Genomic DNA, 19,146 nt, shown 5'->3' with positions numbered 1-19,146 from the left:
CAGCCCCCAAAAACAAAGTTAGCTTCATCAGGCAACGAAAGTAGTTTCGGTGCCTGATGAAACTACTTTCGATGGACGATGAAGCTAATATACTTACGGAGGGATTTTTCCCTCATCAACAATTGACTGCACAGGTTCATTTTTTTCTTTTTTATTCTTCCTTAATCTTCCATTCGCTGATGGTTCGCTGGGTGCTGTCAAAGCTGATACCGATTTTTACCAATCGCTTATCTTCAGAATGATAAGGCAGCATATAGCCCTTTTCATCTATCTGGGTCAAAGCCTCATCGGCACTCTTATCAACCTTCAGTTCGAAGACATATATCGTATCAGGCATGTGCATCACGGCATCAGCTCTGCCAATGGCACTCTTCACTTCCGTACGGATATAGATATTCAGGAAACTGAACATCAGATAGAAGATGGTCTGATAATGCTTCTCGCTATGATTCTCCAAATCGTATGGTATTGTAGCCAGATAGGTGCGCATGTGCTCCAAAGCCGCCTCAATATCGTTTCGATAAACCGCCTTGCAGAATCCCAAGAGAAATGCATCGTTGTCGGAACGGCGAGGATTCACATAATGAGGAATCAACGAATTGAGCAATCCATCGCGTACCTCCTTGTTTGGGATGCCCAGCGTATATTCCCGAAACATCGGTTCATATTTCTTGATGGTCAGATAGCCGCTCTGGTAAAGCAAAGGCAAGGCATCCGTCATTTCCTCCGTAGATAAATCAAAGGAGCTCAATACTGCCTCCTGGCCCTCCAGAGAAGCCAGATTGACATGATACTTATCCAATAGTTTCAAGAGGAAGGATGGAGTGCCGGAACCAAACCAATAAGGAGCAATCTTTCCTGCATTCAGTGCCTTTACCAGACTGAAAGGATTAAAGATATCTTCTGAATTCTCACTGAAATGATAACCATCATAGAATTGTGTCAGCTCATTCAGGCACTCCTCGTACGTAATACCAAGAGTTTCACCCATAGCCTCAATATCCGGTTTCATCTGTGTAGTAAGTTCCGTCTTGCTGATACCACAGATAGCCGAATACTGGTCGAACATGCTGATATTGTCGAGGTTGTTGAGTTCGCTGAAGATACTGAGCTGCGAGAACTTGGTGATACCGGTGATGAAGGTGAACTCCAGATATGGGTCGAGCTTTTTCAGAGGACTGTAGAAGTTCTGCATGATAAGACGCAACTGCTTGAGATCATCCTCCTCATGCACAACATCCAGCAAAGGAGCATCATATTCATCAATGATGACAACCACCTTTTCACCCGTCTGCTTATAAGCTTTTTTCACCAGATCTTTCAAACGGAGATTGGCATCCACCTGATGCGTCTTATACCCCCAGACCGTCTCCTGCTCTTCAAGCATATCAGCCAGATATCTTTCCAACTGTTCCACGCCCATATGCTTGGCACCGCTCAGGTCGAAGTGGAGCACAGGATGCTTCACCCATTCCTTCTCATAATCAGCAATGGCCAATCCCTCGAAAAGTTCCTTTCTTCCCTCAAAATAAGCCTGGAGGGTAGAGGCAAAGAGCGACTTGCCGAATCGTCTTGGACGACTCAGAAAGACATACGACATCTGCTTTTCCCTGAAATCCACGATATATTTGGTCTTATCTATATAGAGATAGCCATTCTTGCGGATTTTTTCAAATGTCTGAATTCCTACAGGATATTTATTTACTATTTTTGCCATATTCCTACATGCTTTACGTTTTGCGCTGCTAAGTTACGAAGAAAATCTGAATTAGCCAAGTATATTTTTAAAATTTATTAGGAAAAGAAGTGGCGATAGTTACATAAAAAGTAGTATCTTTGCATTTCATAAAACATGTAACACAAAATATGGAATAGCTATAAAACGTTATGGAACAGCTGAATAACCCATTTGTTATCTACGGATATAAGGGAGCAGAATACTTCTGCGACCGCAAAAAAGAGACGGAAGTCATCATGAAGGCTTTGCAGAATGAGCGTAACATCGTGCTCATCTCTCCTCGACGCATCGGAAAGACGGGACTCATACACCATGTCTTTGAGAACATCAGCAAGCAGGAGCCTGAAACGCATTGTTTCTATCTCGACATCAATGCCACAAGAAATCTGAGCCAATTCATCCAATTATTGGCAAAGACGGTTATCGGGAAGGTTGATACTTTCTCGCAAACTGCCATGCGCAAGATTACCACTTTCTTTGCCGGCTACAAGCCTACGATGTCGTTTGATGAGATGACGGGAATACCTACGTTCTCGATTACGGTTTCGCCAAGCCAGCGCGAGGATTCTCTCAAACATATCTTCGAGTATCTGAAACAATCGGAGAAACGAATCTATATTGCCATAGACGAGTTCCAGCAGATAGCCGAATATCCCGAAGATGGCACAGAGGCCCTGCTGCGCTCCTACATCCAGTTCTTGCCGAATGTATATTTCATCTTTGCAGGCAGCAAGCAGCACATGATGACCGATATGTTCCTGTCGGCAAAGCGCCCATTCTATCAGAGTTCGCAAATTCTCAACCTTCCTCTCATCAACCAGGATGAGTATCATCGTTTTGCCAACAGATGGATGGGAACCCGGAATCTGACCATGGATTCTGATACCTTTGCCTATCTATATAATAAGGTGGATGGTCAAACCTGGTATATCCAGGATATTCTGAACCGACTCTATCAGAACGGAAAGGAAATTACGACAGCGGAAATTGATGATGTAACCCTGGAATTGGTGAACGAGCAGGAAGTGGCATTCGTGAATTACTACGATTCCCTTACTGACAATCAGGCAGCCCTTCTATCTGCCATTGCCCAGGACAAGGCTGTCACCTCCATTCTTTCGCAGGATTTCATCAGCCGCCACAACTTGCCTGCTGCCAGCAGCGTGAGTCTTGCTCTCAAGACGCTGATCAATAGAGAATTCATCTACAAGTACAATGGCAGCTATATCATCTGCAACCGCTTCTTCGGGATGTGGTTGAGGAAGAACTGCGCAACCTCCCTGTAGAAGCAACAGCTCATATAAACACATCATTAAGTATTCTTTTTAAAGCATCATCAATATGAAACATCATCATTATATGAAATATCTGTTTGTGCTTCTTCTCTTCCTTCCTACCAGTCTCATGGCACAGAACAAGGAAGAGAAGACACTTATTGAGCAATATCGAAAGAAATATCATCTGAAAGATTCACTGGGCTCTCAACTCGTCCTGCTCAATCAGCAGACAATAGGCAGTATTCAAAAGGACAGTAGCCGGAATATTTGTCAGATAGAAATCAACCAGCTTCCTACCTACAAGAATCTGACGCACCAGCTTTTCGGTTATACCCAGACAGATATCTACGACCATGTGGTGGAAACCTATCAGATAAGTCCTGAAGATTACTATTCCTTCAAGGACCTGCTCTTCCAGAAATCTGACAACAGCTATCTTTTCTCTCATAAGAAAGACAAGCAGCAGCAACTCATCCATGTGATTACCGAGCTATATATCACGGAAAAGGAGTATGTAGAAAAGAAGCAATCCATCAAACCGGATTCTTCTACTCCCAAAGAATCAGCTGCCGCCATTACCGATTTCTGTATCAGAAACAAGATACCTTCCTTGCCTGAAGCAACAGAGCAGGAGATGCAACAGTTGACTCCCTATAATCCTGCAAACATGAAAGAGATAAAGGAGTAAGGGGGCTAAAAATATTGCCTGATGAAATCGCTTACTTACGGATTTCTTCCAAAACCCGTTCTATTTTGCGTATCCAGTGCTCATCAATTTCCACTTTTTCGGCATAAGACTTGAAGTTCATCACTATGTCTTCCACTTCTTCTATGATATTAGAAGCATTACTGATATCCTGTCTTTGTGCAAAAAGCATCAAATCCTGCTTCGTTATATTCTTTCGCTTGCCAAGAATCGTAAGTTCATGGTTACGATAGAAATGCGAATCAGGATCGGCGGAAAACACGATGTCGTAAGCTGGCGATATATGCCATTCTCCATTGGGATACATCACAAATGAGAAGTTCTTGGTATGGTCATCAACATTCTCTGCAAGAACATTAAACACCATTCTTCTATACTGCTGGGTTTGCTCTTCTGCAGACAATTTCAGTTTTCTACCCACCACAAACAAATCTTCGTAAGTATCAGCCAAGGAACTCATGGCAGCTAAAGTCTGAGTATATATTTTTCTACCCTCCACTCTATCAAAGCGTTGGGTCAGAAAATTCTGGGATCCTTCAATCTCTACCAAACGAGAAGGCATCATATTGATACCGGCATCCTTAGCCATCAGATAATAAGCCATCTCTACCCTGGTAAAAGGAAGTTCATTTTTCCTGCTTGTATCAAACTTCAATATATAGTGCTTAAAGTTGGTTGGCAAATCGGCTTGCCCAGAACGAATAATACCTGTAGTTTCATCCATGCCGATAATCGCCTTAGGACGCTGACCACCAGCGGAAGTTCCCACCTTGTACAGATCTTCAAGAATAAGACTGTTGCTCATATCAATGTTCACATCCTGCCTATCCAGAAATATCTTATTGGCAAGTTCATAAAGTGAAGCCAACTCGATATTTACAGATGCATCCTCCTGGATATGAGCAGGTTGAAATTCCAAGGCACCCATTGCTCTCTTACCGATAAAAGACAGTCTATCCACTGCATTTACCATTTTGGATTGCAGATGATTGGCTTCCATCCATTTCTGGAAGACCACATTTCCCCAATGGTCAGGCAGAGAATCTGCTACGAACTCTGGCAAACCGGCATAAAGTTTTTCTCTGTTTCCCGACATAGGGAAAGTTCTTTGTACATAAACAGAATCCAACGGTGCTACCAATGGAGCAATATTCCATCCATACTGCATAAAATTCTTGTCGAATTGGAAGACAGAGCAGCTGCGCTTGTCATCCCAAGACAACAAGCCTACATTCTTATCCCACAAATTCACCTGCACAACATTATCTTTCATGTCTTACCCTTTCCTTCTTTTCATTCATTTTCTTCACTTGGCTAGGCAGCATTGGCAATGGCGGCAAGAGTTTCTCTGCTTCCTCCAGGAATCCGATGCTCCTCAACAGAGAAAGAATAGTGCCAAAGCCTATGTTCTTAGCTTCGCCTTTTTCAAACTGGCTAATGGTGAAAATGCTCACACCAGCCTTTACAGCCACCTCTTTCTGAGTGAGATTGCTGAACAGACGATATTGCTTGAATCGTCCTCCTAATTCAGATATAATCTCAGAATTAGACTTTGCCTCTATACCATATTCCGTAATCATGATGCAAATATAGTTATTTCTTTATTTATCGCCAAATATAGGGTTAAATATTTAAATATCTTTAGTTATTGCAATAAAAAATGTTACAGAAGATGCTTTGCAGATATACCATAAAGAGAAACGCCCAAGGTTACTGGCAAATTCTTTTTCCTATCTGTACACAGATTTCTCACACAGCCCTTCTTGAAATAAGCAGGAAAATGAATTTCACCATTACCGCTACTTGTCAGATACCGCATATATACTATCTACATATACGCTAGCGAATTCAACGTTCTTACCAAATTCATCTACAATATGTCCTTTTATAGTCTTATTTGCAGCAATACATGCCAAAGACATAAACTCGCAGACAATCAGAAAAAATATAAATCTCCTCATATTCATAGCTTTAAAATTTTATGTTTATATGTATAGCATCGTCCTCCCAATTCTGATATAATCTCAGAATTAGACTTTGCCTCTATACCATATTCCGTAATCATGCTGCAAATATAGTTATTTCTATATTTATCTCATAACATCAGGTTAAATGTTTAAACTTTTTTAGTTGTTGCAACAGGAAAAGCATGCCGTAACATCTTTGTCGCAGCTTCGTCAATGCCTTTCAACTTCATTGCAACCATGGTGTAATAATGCTGCCGTACCTTTGCAACCGAAATCAAACGATATAGGTTATGAATGCTAAAAGGGGAATTATTGTATTAGGATTGCTCTCGGCGGCTAGCATGCCAACGTGGGCGCAACAGATTAAGGGTGTGGTTATCGACCAGAAATCGAAAGAGACACTCATCGGTGCAGTCGTCACTGTGGATGGAACCAATGTGAAGGCTATCACCAACATCGACGGAAACTTCCAGATCGATGGATTGGATAAAGACAAGAAATATACACTATATATAAATTATGTAGGATATAAGACTCAAAAAATTGACGGGGTTCAGGCGAAGGATGCAGACCAGGTGATCGCGCTGCAACCTGATGAACAGCAGCTGAAGGAGGTGACCGTTACCGCAGTGGAAAGGCGTAATACGGATGCGGCAATGATACAGGTGGCCAAAAACAGTCCCGTCATCGTGAGCAATGTTTCGGCACAGGAAATATCCAGAACTCAGGATACGAATGCGGGTGAGGTGATACGCCGAGTGCCAGGCGTGAGCCTCATCGACGATAAATTCGTAATGGTAAGAGGATTGTCTCAGCGTTATAACAATGTGTGGGTGAACGGAGGAGCAGTGCCAAGTTCTGAGGCTGATTCCAGGGCATTCTCCTTCGACATTATCCCAAGTTCGCAAATCGACAACCTCACCATCGTGAAGTCGCCAACGGCTGAATATCCTGCTGATTACTCGGGCGGTTTCATCATCGTCAACACCAAGGAGATTCCGGCAGAAAACAGTTTCAACATCGCCATAGGCGGAAACTGGAATACATCTTCTGCCTTCAAGGACTTCTCTTACTCAAAAGGTTCCGGAACCGATTTCCTTGGGTTCGACAATGGCTTGAGAAACCTGAATGGGGGCATCCATGCTGACTTGAATCCGCAGCTCGATGCCAACGGAAAACCGGTGGGCGATTATGCTACTTCGCTCCAGGGAAACGGACTTAACAACGATTGGCTCGTGAAGAACAAGAAGCCTTTGGGCGACTTGAAACTGGCAGCCAGCCTAAACCAGCGCTGGATGCTCGGCGGAAGAACACTCGGCATGCTCGCCGCCCTGAACTATACCAACGAATACCGCACCTACGAGAACATGGAGAACAATCTCTATGGCATCTATGATGCGGCAAACGACAAGCCGAACTATCTTCGTCACTCTGTTGACGACCAGTATAATAATAACGTGAGACTCGGAGCAATGCTCAACTTCACCTTCCTTTCCAAGGACGGCAACCACAAGTATCAGCTCAAGAACATCTTCAACCAGTTGGCTACCAGCCGATATACCTGGCGTGATGGCGTGAGCGCCCAGTCGAATTTGGAGCGAAGCGCAGAGTATTACTACCGCAGTCGAACTACATATAACGGTCAGCTTACCGGCAAGCACACCTTCACTAGCGATGCCCTTGACTGGAGTATCGGGTATGCGTATGCCAACCGTCATTTGCCTGACCGTCGTAGATACCTCATCGACGATGCTCTTGAATCGGGCGTTTATGCCCTGAGCACTGGCAACGACATATCCCGCGAGTGGACTCAACTCGACGAACACATTCTCTCTCTTGGTGTAAATGACAAGCACCACTTCAAGTTTGGCAACTTTGAGCCAGACTTGCAGGTGGGTGCCTATGGGGAGTATCGCAGCCGAGAATACCAGACCCGCAACTTCATCTACAACTGGAATGTTTCAGCTAACAACATGCCATCCGACTTCCGCCACAGCGACATCCCTACCCTGCTCTCCAGCGAGGCAAACATGGATTACGACAAGCTGTATCTTCTGGAGGAAAAGCAGATGCGCAATAACTACCGCGGACACAACACCTTAGGCGCAGGATACCTGGCGTTGTCTCTCCCCTTTGGCAAACTCGGCATCCACGCCGGTGTCCGCTTCGAGCATAATGATATGGAACTCATCTCCAATTCCCGTGACTACGAGAAGAGTGAATCGAGCCGTCATTACAAGACCGATGATGTTTTTCCATCTCTCAGTACAACATACAAGATTAACGACCAGCACCAGGTGCGACTGTCGTATGGCCGCAGTATTAACCGACCAGAATTCCGTGAAGTATCGTCGTCGGTGTATTACGACTTCGACCTTGCCAGCAATGTGCAGGGAAACACTGAGTTGAAGAACTGTTATGTCGATAACCTCGACCTGCGATATGAGTGGTATCCATCCCGTGGAGAGCTCATTTCGCTGGCTGTCTTCTACAAGCACTTCGATTCTCCTATCGAGTGGACCTACACGGTGGCAGGCGGCACAGACCTCATCTATTCTTACAAGAATGCGAAGAGTGCCAACAATTACGGTGTTGAGCTGGATATCAGAAAGAATCTCGGTTTCATAGGATTGAAGGATTTCAGCTGGTCGTTTAATGGTGCCCTCATCAAGAGCAAGGTGCAGTTTGAGAAGGGTTCGAAAGAGGAAAACAGACCGATGCAGGGTCAGTCGCCATACCTTATCAACACCGGCATCTTCTATAAAAACGAGCCATTGAAGATGGATATCGCCCTGCTCTACAACCGCATAGGCAAGCGAATCATCGGTGTGGGCAGAAGCGAAGGAAGCACAGGCGATGACTCCAATTCCCGAGTGCCTCACAGCTACGAGATGCCCCGCAACACCATCGACTTCTCGCTGGCTAAGAAATTCGGAGGCCATCTGGAGCTGAAGCTCAACGTAAGGGATCTTCTTGCAGAAAAGATATATTACAAGCAGTTTGCTGATGTAACGTATAGCGACGGAAGCAAGAAGGAAGTGGAAGAAATTGCAAGATGCTACAAGCCGGGCAGAAATATCGGTTTGCAGGCAATCTATAAATTTTAGAGACTATCCGTAGAATTTCAAGAAAGATAATAATAGATGTTTGTTTAATAAAACAGGAAATAATGATGAACAAGATGTATTTTTTAGGATGCATGGGCATCCTCGCAGCATCTGCCATGTTGAGCAGCTGCAGCAGTGATAATGACGATCCAAATTCTGGATCAGAAGTAGCTTACAAGTGGACAACCAATGGCGGCTTGAAGGCTTGCGACCACATCCTCTTCGAAACAGATGACAAGGAAAACGCCAACGGAACACAGATTGGTAACGGCGACCAGGAATTCGTCTTCACAGGCAAGCAGACTTTGAAGAAAGGCACTTATCTCCTCAAGGGATGGGTATATATTGCAGATGGTGCTGAGCTTACCATCGAACCGGGAACGATCATCAAGGGCGACAAGCAGACCAAGGCGGCACTCATCACAGAGCGTGGCGGCAAGCTCATCGCCAAGGGTACAGCCACAGAGCCTATTGTCTTTACATCTGAAGAGGCTGCCGGCAGCAGAAAGCCTGGCGACTGGGGTGGCATCATTCTCTGCGGCAAGGCTAAGAACAACCAGACTGAGCAGCAGATAGAGGGTGGTCCTCGTACCAAGCATGGTGGCGCAGATGATGCAGACAACTCAGGAGCCTTAAGTTATGTACGCATCGAGTTTGCCGGTTATCCATTCCAGAAGGATAAGGAAATCAATGGTTTAACCTTAGGTTCTGTAGGTTCAGGCACAGAGATAGACCACGTTCAGGTATCTTATTCCAATGATGATTCCTTCGAGTGGTTTGGCGGTACCGTAAACTGCAAGTATCTCGTAGCCTACAAGGGTTGGGATGACGATTTCGATACCGATAACGGTTTCTCAGGAAAGGTGCAGTATGGTCTTTCACTGCGTGACAGCAAGATAGCCGATACCTCTCAGAGCAACGGTTTCGAGAGCGACAACTGTGCCGATGGTGCTACCGTGGATCCTCGTACCAAGGCAACCTTCTCTAACATCACCTTCGTAGGTCCTAAGGTATTGGATAATAAGTTCCAGAACACCACAGATTATATCAATGCCGGTGCATACAATCCAAACAATGGTTCAGCCCTTGGCAAGTTCCAGTCAGCCATGCAGATTCGCCGTTCTTCTAACCTCAACTGCATCAACTCAGTGGCCTTAGGCTGGCCTATCGGTTTGATTATTGATGGTGAGAAGGGTGAAACTGTAAAGGATGCCAAGGATGGCAAGTTCAAGCTTCAGAATGTATATTTCGCTGGTATGGATGCCGTTGGCACTGATGCCAACAAGCAGTATGAGGATTACCTCTACGATGCAGCGAACAAGAAGGATATCGACAAGAATCAGAAGTCATACAGCAACACCTTCTTCTTTGCAGAGCAGAGCAACAAGTATTTTGATTCATGGACCTTATTGGTTGGTGCAGATGGCTATACTCCTATCGCAGGAAGCCCATTGCTCGATGCCGCAAGTTTCGCCGGCTGGACAGGTTTCGACACCGTAACCTACATCGGAGCCTTCGATGGCAGCACCAACTGGATGAGCGGCTGGACCAACTTTGATCCTCAAAATGCGAAGTACTAAAGAAGAATAGCTAATTTCTATTTTGACTATAAGGTTTTCTTTTATTGGGGCATGGCGCAGTGATTTGCGCCATGCTTTTTTTGTTGGGTTATGGAGGGAAATGAGGTTATTGCATTTTTTGCAACAACCACAAAACGCAACTGGCGCATATTTTGCAACAGTTCAGATGCCTGTCAATACCCATGTACGGCGTTTCACCGTATCAAGTCTGCCTAAGACAGTCTCCTTAACTAAGGGATATAAATTTCTATCTCTCGAAAACAAGATTGCCTATCTAACCTTGCGAGTTTCTGCAGCCATGGCAGTCTCGTTGATTGCATTTTCTGCATTCACTTCTCTTTGCTTGCTTATATTTTTCAATACAGCTTTTGACAGCATATTTTGCCCATTTACAATGTTATTTTTTAGTAATTTCACCTTATAAAACAAAAAGAAAGCCGTTTGCTTAAAAATAAAGATGCATTTATTCCACCTTTTCATTTTTTTATTGTACCTTTGCATAGGAATTTCGCCTTTCACGGCATTTTTCCAAGACATTGTGGGTAAAAATTACGCATTCGCTATTATTTCGCGTTTAGCCAAGAGCCTCGGAAACTCTAATTGGAATAAAAAGCACGAAAATAATATGTGACAGGTGGCTCGTATTGTAGCCTCTGGAATACCAACAGCGATGCACACGCCATAGGCGTGATGCATTCTTATTAGGTATTCCGGGGCTCCATTCCGAGGCCGCCCCGTGCTAAACGCGATAAGAGGCATCACGCCTTTTTTATACCCTATTGCGTTTTGCGGATTGATAGTTGGGTGCAATTAGCAAACTATCAATCAAAGATACTGTATGCGCTACATAGGAAGTAAGATATTGATGTTGTCCAACATCAAAAATGTCATCGACCAAAACACCGAGAATGTTCAGACCATTGCTGATGTATTTTCGGGGACAGGAGTCGTGTCACGATTCTTTAAGCAAAACGGATACTCCGTTTACTCTAACGACAGTTTATATATGTCGTACGTATTGAGCAAAGGAATGTTGGAAATGGACAATCCTATAAGTCCAAAGTTGAAAGAAACTATCAATCACCTCAACACTCTAACCATCGAAAATGCCAAATGGTTCGACATCAATACAGCTTTTATCTACCAGAACTATTCTCCAAACGAGAATAGTAAAAGGATGTATTTCCAAAATAAAAATGCCATAAAGATAGACTTGATAAGGCAAGAGATAGAACGATTGAAACCACAAATTACTGAAAGTGAATATTTTTATCTTTTAGCTTTGCTTATCAATGCCGTACCATATGTGTCCAACATAACTGGCACTTATGGAGCATACTTGAAATTCTGGGACAAAAGGACTTACAATTCTTTAGTTCTCCAAGAAACAGAAATTTTGCACAGTAACGTTGATTGCAAATGCTACAATATGAACGCCACTGATTTTGCTCGGCAAGTAGTCAGCGATTTGGCCTATCTCGACCCTCCCTATAATGGCAGGCAATATATGCCAAACTATCATATACTCGAAACTATTGCAAGATACGATTACCCACAGATAAAAGGTATAACTGGCATGCGTATCGATCCCGAAAAGATGTCGGATTTCTGCAAGAAGAGCAAGGCAGAACAAGCGTTTCGGGAATTACTGACAAATCTCAACTGTAGATACATCTTATTATCATACAACAACGAAAGTTTGCTGTCCACAGACATAATGTCTCAAATCATTCAAGAAGCAGGAATCAGACAAACATTCAGATTGTTCGAATATGACTACAGAAGATATAAAAACAAAATTCCAAACAATGCCGCAGGCTTAAAGGAACAACTCTATTTTATCGAAAAAAAACTATGATGAAGTCTCCTCTCAATTACATCGGCGGGAAGTACAGGCTATTGCCCCAAATACTTCCTTTGTTTCCAAAACAGATAAATACCTTTGTCGATTTATTTGCTGGAGGACTTGACGTGTCTATCAATGTAGATGCCCAACGCATAATCTGTAACGACATCAACAATTACGTCATCAGTCTTTTTGAATATTTCAAAGAAACCAGCATAGATGATTTAACAAAGCAAATTCAACTGGTTATCGAAGAATATCAACTAAGCAAACAAAACAGAGACGGATATAATTCTCTACGCAAAGAATACAATCGGACACACCAACCGCTTCACCTATTCATGCTTGTTTGCTACGGCTTCAACCACCAGTTCAGATTCAACAATAAAGGAGAGTTCAACAATCCATTCGGCATAAACAGGAGCTCATACAATGCCAACATCGAGCACAATCTCAAACAAATGCATAACATCCTAAAAAACATAGAATTTCATGTTTGCAACTTCAGAGAGTTCGACCTTACGTTTATGAGCACAGGAGACTTTCTATATGCAGACCCACCTTATTTAATATCCTGTGGTTCGTATAATGATGGCAAAAGAGGATTTGCAGGTTGGAGCGAACAAGACGACCTGCTTCTCTTCAAAAAACTGGATGACCTCAACGAGCGTGGAATCAGCTTTGCTTTGTCGAATGTTATCGAGCACAAAGGTATGAACAACGAGACCTTGGCAAGATGGGCCAACAGATATAACATCAATTATCTGAAAGCTGATTATTCCAACTCCAACTATCAGGCTGCGGTTAGCAAAACAAAAGAAGTATTAATTACAAACTATTGAGAATATGGCAACAAGAACTTTCGGTTGGATTCAAAATCCTTCATCCACGGACACTCTAAAAGACATTCTCGGGCTTTTTGTCCAAGGCTCGAAATTCCATACCTATATGACAGAAAAAAGATTGCCTCTGTTGGCTAGCGCAGGACTATTCCAAACACCCAATCTTTACTTGGAGTTTCAAAAAATTCTCAGAGCGAACAAACCTATTGCATATAATGTCCTTAAAGGAAAAGGAGCTGGAGGTGGAAGCAGAAAAAACGCCAAATGCTCAGGACTTGCCCAAGCTGCGGTAACAGGACAACAATGCCAAACATATACCATTGACAACAAAATTGTAAAAATAAAGAAACCATATACTGACGACTGGACAGCAGATGGTTTTATAAGATGGGCAGTATCTCTCGGCTTTCTCAACTACAACTATTCTGATGATACTTGCAGCATAACACTATTAGGCATAGACTTTGTCAATGCAGAAAACACAAAAGAGAAGAACGACATATTAGGCCGAGCTTTCTTGTCGTATCCACCTGTATGCAGAGTCATGGGATTATTATGCAAATACCAACACATGACCAAGTTTGAAATTGGAGCGAAACTTGGATTCACCGACGAAGCTGGTTTCACCTCTTTTCCACAGAGCATTTGGGTTCAGGCCTACGAGGAAGCTACAGATGCTAACGAAAAGAAGAAACTACGCTCTGACACCGAAGGCTCTTCAGACAAGTATGCCCGCATGATTTGCAACTGGCTTGAATCCATCGGTTGGGTAAGCAAGAAACCGAAACTCGTAAAGGAAACTTTTGGCTCGAAAACATACGAATGCGAGATTACATCTGCATTTGAAATAACCGCAATGGGCATCATCAATTACAGGAAAGCCATAGGTATGTCGAAAAGTCCAAGAATCCCGAAAATTGTGTATAGAGAGATGTTGGCAAGCAAAGCATCTGATGCCAATTATCTGCGAATGCGCAGAACTTTAATCATCGAATTTCTAAGTAAGCACAAAGCCAAAACTATAGAAGAGATTGTATCCTTCCTTGCCACCAAGGGCATTCAAGAAAAAGCCACGACCATCAGAGACGATATGACGGGGCTCATTAATATCGGCTTGGACATTGAGAACGAAGGCGATACCTACAAACTCAGAGACATCATTACGAAACTAAGGTTCTACGAGGAAAATATAACGAAAGAAACAACAGATGCCATTGTCGTAAAAGACAGAGCAAGAGTTAGACTGCATAATATCAATCACAAATATCTCACGCTCATTGATTACGCATTTTCGGGCAAGAACAATTGCACTGAATTTGAAATTTACACCATAGACTTGCTGGTCAACGAACTTGCATTCAATGGAATTCATCTTGGGGGTACAAGAAAACCTGATGGTATTTTCGATTATAATCAACAAGGCATTATCATTGACAATAAAGCATACTCTAAAGGATTTACCATAACCAGAAGTATGGCTGACGAAATGGTAAGATACGTACAAGAGAACAACGACAGAAACCCAGAACGAAACAAAACCCAATGGTGGTTAAACTTTGGCGACAATGTCAATCACTTTAATTTCGTCTTCATCTCTTCAATGTTCAAAGGCGAGGTAAGACACATGCTCAACAACATCAAACAGAGTACAGGAGTTGACGGTTGCGTGCTTACAGCAGAAAACTTATTGTATTTTGCCGATGCCATCAAAGGTGGTACCGTAAAACGAACGGACTTCATAAACTTGTTTGGAAAGAATGACGAACTGGTATATCCATACAATTAAAAAAAAGAAAATGGAAGAATTTATATTAAGAAAAGGAGATTGTATGCAAGAGCTATCTCTTATAGACCAAACAATAGACATGGTATTCGCTGACCCTCCCTATTTTTTATCTACAGGAAATGGGACTGTAAAAATTGGCAATAGATATGTCAGCTTCGACAAGGGAGAGTGGGACCACATTCGCTCCAAGGAAGAGATATATCAATTCAATTACAAATGGCTTTCACTTTGCAGAAAAGTACTGAAAGATTCTGGTACGATCTGGGTTTGTGGTACTTACCACAATATTTACGAAGTAGCAAACTGCATGAAAGACTTAGGATTCAAGATTCTGAATATGATAGTATGGCAAAAGGCTGACCCTCCCAAAACGCTCACAGAACAGCGCTTTAATTTCTCAGCCGAATACATTATTTGGGCAAGAAAATGCGAGAAAGTTCCTCACTATTTCAATTACCAACTGATGGAAGCCATGAATAATGGTGTCCATATGCCAGATGTGTGGAAACTGCCCGCACCAGGAACATGGGAAAAGGTTTGTGGCAAACATCCAACCCAAAAGCCTTTACGACTCCTGTACCGTATCATTTTGGCTTCAACACGAACTGGAGAAACCATCTTAGACCCATTCGCCGGGAGCTGTACGACAGGCATAGCTGCAAACTTACTGGGCAGAAACTTTATTGGCATTGAACAAGAAGAGAAATACATAAGATTAGGACTAAAGCGAAAAGCAGAAATCGAGGAGAAAGCAAAAGCCGAGCAAATCTTCAAGCATATGTCTGAGAATCCAAATGAAGTACAAGTTCTAGTAAATCATGTCAGAGCCAGCATCTTACCAACAATGATAGAAAAAGGAATTACCTATATGCGAGCAGGAGACTCCAAAGGCTCAATATTGGTTACCCCAGGATTTGAGCGGATGGGGTATATATTGTTACATACAGGTGGAGAAAATTGTCATTTATTCAAACTAAAGCAGCAAGGCTGTTTTCAAATTTGGACAAAAGAAACTTTGGAGGCACAAGGATTTCATCCCGAACATGCTTCTTATTATATGGTTCTTCATTTTGACAACCATAAAGAAATTCCTTTTTCTACTTTGCCCAAGCTTAGACAAGGAATCAACACATATCGTTCTAAGATAAGACCACTAAGCGATTTTATTGGAACAAAATAATAATACATAACAAAACAATTCATCACATGTATAAAAAACAGACATTACCTTTCCCTTCAGCCAGAGATTGTTGGTTCTGGACGAGAGGTAATCTTGTTATCGCACTTTTTCTGGCAACAACCACGAAACGTAACCGTTGCATATTTTGCAACGGTTCAAAAAGCATAGAATCCGCTCTCGTTGACAAAGATCAACTTATACCAGCGCTTTACTTCAGTTCCTTCCTTCTTTATACCAGTCACTACCCATACGCTACGTTTCACGGCGCATGGGTAGTAACAGGCAAGAATAAGGATGGAACTACAGCATAACGTTTCCAGCAGATGCCTTTTATCATCTTCTCGCTCTTGACAGCTTATGTGGTAGATGTAGAAGTGCACAGTTCGAAACATCTTAGTATAGTCTTCAAAAGAGCTAATTGAAGTTGCCAGAAGAGTTACAATCTGTTTTTAGAAGATATAGCTCCTAAGACAGCACATCAGCTGTTGTGCGGTTGCACATCACCTGTTGTGCGCATGTCGCCCAGCTGTTGTGCATGCGTATTTCAGCTGATGTGCGTTCTCTTTTTACAAGAGGCTAGCTATCTTTATCATTCTCTTCAATTATCCAATCCTCTATATTTCCCTGGGTAGAATCAAAGTTGATACCTACTTTCACTATAGGTTTCCCGCAAAGCGCAAAGCGCTGGGCATAGTTCTTGAGGTTGATTTGCTGCAAAGCCGTCTGGGCATCCCTGTTCAGCTTCAGCTCTATGATATAGAGACGGATGTCGGTCAACAGCACAATATCTACCCTTCCATTGGGAGTGTGCACTTCTACATCTACCACATAGCCAGTCAAAAGCGAGAAGATGATAAACAGCATCTGCTGGTAATGACCTTCATGGTTGGTGACATTGCAATATGGAACAGTTCCCAGAAAGGTCTGGAGCAGCTGTAATGCTCCGTCCATATCATCCTGACGGATAAGCACAGACATCTGAGCAATGGTGACATCTCCATTCTGGGCAAACATTCCTTCCAGATAGTTAGGAAGAAGACTCTCGAACAATCCTACTTTGATTTCCTTGTTCGGCAAATCAAGAGTATAGAGCTTGCTGGTCTTGTCATAATCTTTGATGGTAAGATAGCCACTTTGGTATAGCAAAGGGGTTATGGCCGTCATGTTCTCTGTCGGGGCATCAAAGGCTGATGATTTGGCATACATCTTTCCAAGAGTTGCCGGCAAGACATGAAACTTCCGCATCATGTTAATCAAGTAGGTTGGAGTGCCGGAAGCGAACCAGTATGAACCGAAATCCTGATTGGCAAAGCAGTTGAGCAGACTGAACGGATTGAATATATCTGACGATTGGGCAGAGAAATGATAACCATCATAGTTCGTTTTCAGTTCTTCGATGGCAGTTTCTCTTGTGGAGCCTAGCGATTTTGCCAATTCATCAATGTCGTCCGACATCTGGGTGAGCAGCTCCTCCTTGGTGATTCCACATATTCCCGAATATTCCCTGTTCATCGAAATATTGGTGATATTATTCAGTTCGCTGAAGATGCTGAGTTGCGAAAACTTGGTGATACCGGTGAGGAAGACAAAGCGGAGATATGGGTCGCAATCCTTCAATGGACTATAGAAATTACGCATGATATTGCGAAGATCCTTGAGATTGTCATCCTCGTGTGCTACATCAAGAAGAGGAGCATCGTATTCATCAATGAGCACGACCACCTTCTTTCCCGTTCGTCTGTACACATTCATAATCAGGCTTGCCAATCTCACATTCGGATCAACAGCATCATTTTCTATACCAAACTTCTTTTCATTCAAGCCGATGATATAGAGCAGGTATCTTTCCAGTTGCTCCTTCTCCATGTGTTTGCCCATAGCCATACTGAAATGGAGCACAGGATATTCTGTCCAATCCTGCTCCAGCTTTTCAATGGCAAGTCCCTTAAAGAGTTCTTTCTTTCCTTCGAAATAACTCTGTAAAGTAGATACAAGCAAAGACTTTCCGAAACGGCGTGGTCGTCCCAGAAATATATAGTTGCTGTCAGAATGTGTCATGCGGTAAACATATTCTGTCTTGTCGATATAGAGCCGGTCTTCCGTGCGAATCTTATCGAAGGTTTGTATTCCTATAGGATATCTTTTTTTTGCCATAATTCTATGCTTGATGATATTACAACAGCTTATCTTGCATAAAGCCACTGCAAAGATACGAAGTTTTTTTGGAAACTCTATTAAAAAAGAAGAAATATTGGGTTATCATTTTCAATAATAACTCTCGGGAAGATATTTATCTCATTTTTTCCAAAACAAAAAAGAACTTGAAGAAGATATTTCATATTTTGCCTACATGTTTCAAAAAGATGCATATCTATCTTCAAACGTTGATGTCCTGAAACAGGACATCAACCTTCATCTGTCTTAATCCATGAACTTAATCATGTCCTGGCGTCTTGACTTTGCTTCTGGCGATTCGTCAGGATATCCCAGGGCGATGCAGTAGAGCAGCTTATAATTCTTAGAGAATGCCATGCGGTCGAGGTAAGGCTTGGCTGATGGCGAATCCAATATCCAACGGGCTGAACTGCCCAGGCAGCAGGAACCGATGCCCTTAGACCATGCTGCAAGAATAATATTCTCACCCAGCAAACCGCAATCAATCTGCGCCATATCATAAGTAGTATCGTAGGCGATGCAAACCACGCATGGAGCATTCACGAAGATGTTCTTGAAGCCCTTGCGCTCTGCTATCTTAGGATTATCCTTTACCACGGCTTGGGTGATTGAATCGATGAGAGCAGGAGAATCTATCACTCTGATTTCATACGACTGCAGGTTCTGCCCGTTTGGCGCATGAATGCCGCATTTCAGAATCTCGTTCAGGGTATCGCGGCTGATGACGGAATCCTTGTAAGCACGGATGCTTCTGCGACTCATCATCAAATCGGTTACCACACTTGCAGAGTCAACGCTGGTCATTGCCTCCGGCTGTCTGTTCTCATTGCAGGCAGTCAACATCAGTGCTGCTGCCAATCCTAAAAAAAACTTCTTCATATGATTCATGATTAAACTTATATTCCTATTAGTATATACCCATGTAGCGTTATTAGTATATAC

General features: G+C 42.8%; 14 protein-coding genes. 8 read left to right on the top strand and 6 right to left on the bottom strand.

The window, feature by feature from the left end; translation table 11 throughout:
- Nucleotides 1-151: 151 nt before the first annotated feature.
- Nucleotides 152-1,717 (bottom strand): ATP-binding protein, encoded by a 1,566-nt coding sequence (locus tag KSW37_RS04560; RefSeq protein WP_217313449.1) that lies wholly within the window; start codon nucleotides 1,715-1,717, stop codon nucleotides 152-154.
- 170 nt (nucleotides 1,718-1,887) lie between these two features.
- Between KSW37_RS04560 and KSW37_RS04555 the strand changes: the two genes are divergently transcribed.
- Together KSW37_RS04555 and KSW37_RS04550 are read left to right on the top strand one after the other, a co-directional pair.
- Complete coding sequence (locus tag KSW37_RS04555) at nucleotides 1,888-3,024, top strand: AAA family ATPase (protein WP_217313450.1); 1,137 nt, start codon at nucleotides 1,888-1,890, stop codon at nucleotides 3,022-3,024.
- Nucleotides 3,025-3,079: 55 nt separating this feature from the next.
- Nucleotides 3,080-3,703, top strand: coding sequence for a hypothetical protein (locus KSW37_RS04550; protein WP_217313451.1), 624 nt, complete (start codon nucleotides 3,080-3,082; stop codon nucleotides 3,701-3,703).
- A gap of 31 nt (nucleotides 3,704-3,734) precedes the next feature.
- Here KSW37_RS04550 and KSW37_RS04545 read toward each other — a convergent pair whose 3' ends face one another.
- Nucleotides 3,735-4,994: a type II toxin-antitoxin system HipA family toxin gene (locus KSW37_RS04545; protein WP_217313452.1), complete on the bottom strand. Its 1,260-nt coding sequence runs from the start codon at nucleotides 4,992-4,994 to the stop codon at nucleotides 3,735-3,737.
- Nucleotides 4,984-5,301 carry a helix-turn-helix domain-containing protein gene (locus tag KSW37_RS04540; RefSeq protein ID WP_144152966.1) on the bottom strand — a complete coding sequence of 106 codons (318 nt, stop codon included), beginning with the start codon at nucleotides 5,299-5,301 and terminating at the stop codon, nucleotides 4,984-4,986. Before KSW37_RS04540 ends, KSW37_RS04545 begins: the two co-directional genes overlap by 11 nt.
- A gap of 677 nt (nucleotides 5,302-5,978) precedes the next feature.
- Here KSW37_RS04540 and KSW37_RS04535 point away from each other — a divergent pair.
- Nucleotides 5,979-8,795 (top strand): TonB-dependent receptor, encoded by a 2,817-nt coding sequence (locus KSW37_RS04535; protein WP_217313453.1) that lies wholly within the window; start codon nucleotides 5,979-5,981, stop codon nucleotides 8,793-8,795.
- 62 nt (nucleotides 8,796-8,857) lie between these two features.
- Nucleotides 8,858-10,375 (top strand): hypothetical protein, encoded by a 1,518-nt coding sequence (locus KSW37_RS04530; RefSeq protein ID WP_217313454.1) that lies wholly within the window; start codon nucleotides 8,858-8,860, stop codon nucleotides 10,373-10,375.
- Nucleotides 10,376-10,645: 270 nt separating this feature from the next.
- On the opposite strand, the gene KSW37_RS04525 is transcribed toward KSW37_RS04530, so the two are convergent.
- On the bottom strand, nucleotides 10,646-10,912 hold the full coding sequence (locus KSW37_RS04525) for a hypothetical protein (RefSeq protein WP_217313455.1): 267 nt from the start codon (nucleotides 10,910-10,912) through the stop codon (nucleotides 10,646-10,648).
- A gap of 301 nt (nucleotides 10,913-11,213) precedes the next feature.
- On the opposite strand from KSW37_RS04525, the gene KSW37_RS04520 reads away from it, so the two are divergent.
- The 4 genes from KSW37_RS04520 to KSW37_RS04505 are packed head-to-tail and all read left to right on the top strand — an operon-like array spanning nucleotide 11,214 to nucleotide 16,029.
- The gene (locus tag KSW37_RS04520) at nucleotides 11,214-12,233 is read left to right on the top strand and encodes a DNA adenine methylase (RefSeq protein WP_217313456.1); all 1,020 of its coding nucleotides are present in this window, start codon (nucleotides 11,214-11,216) and stop codon (nucleotides 12,231-12,233) included.
- On the top strand, nucleotides 12,230-13,063 hold the full coding sequence (locus KSW37_RS04515; protein ID WP_217313457.1) for a DNA adenine methylase: 834 nt from the start codon (nucleotides 12,230-12,232) through the stop codon (nucleotides 13,061-13,063). The genes KSW37_RS04520 and KSW37_RS04515 overlap by 4 nt, the downstream gene beginning before the upstream one ends.
- A 4-nt stretch (nucleotides 13,064-13,067) precedes the next feature.
- The gene (locus tag KSW37_RS04510; protein ID WP_217313458.1) at nucleotides 13,068-14,849 is read left to right on the top strand and encodes a restriction endonuclease FokI C-terminal domain-containing protein; all 1,782 of its coding nucleotides are present in this window, start codon (nucleotides 13,068-13,070) and stop codon (nucleotides 14,847-14,849) included.
- A gap of 10 nt (nucleotides 14,850-14,859) precedes the next feature.
- The gene (locus tag KSW37_RS04505; protein ID WP_217313459.1) at nucleotides 14,860-16,029 is read left to right on the top strand and encodes a DNA-methyltransferase; all 1,170 of its coding nucleotides are present in this window, start codon (nucleotides 14,860-14,862) and stop codon (nucleotides 16,027-16,029) included.
- Between the two features lie 576 nt (nucleotides 16,030-16,605).
- Here the strand turns inward: KSW37_RS04505 and KSW37_RS04500 are convergent.
- Nucleotides 16,606-18,183, bottom strand: coding sequence for an ATP-binding protein (locus KSW37_RS04500; protein ID WP_217313460.1), 1,578 nt, complete (start codon nucleotides 18,181-18,183; stop codon nucleotides 16,606-16,608).
- A 267-nt stretch (nucleotides 18,184-18,450) separates the two neighbouring features.
- Entirely contained in the window at nucleotides 18,451-19,083 is a 633-nt protein-coding gene (locus KSW37_RS04495) for a nitroreductase family protein (RefSeq protein WP_217313461.1), read from the bottom strand.
- Nucleotides 19,084-19,146 lie beyond the last annotated feature (63 nt).

The organism is Segatella copri, from assembly GCF_019127135.1.
Classification (GTDB): domain Bacteria; phylum Bacteroidota; class Bacteroidia; order Bacteroidales; family Bacteroidaceae; genus Prevotella.
Note: the sequence above shows the minus strand (reverse complement) of the source record. Positions and strands in the feature narration are given on the sequence as shown.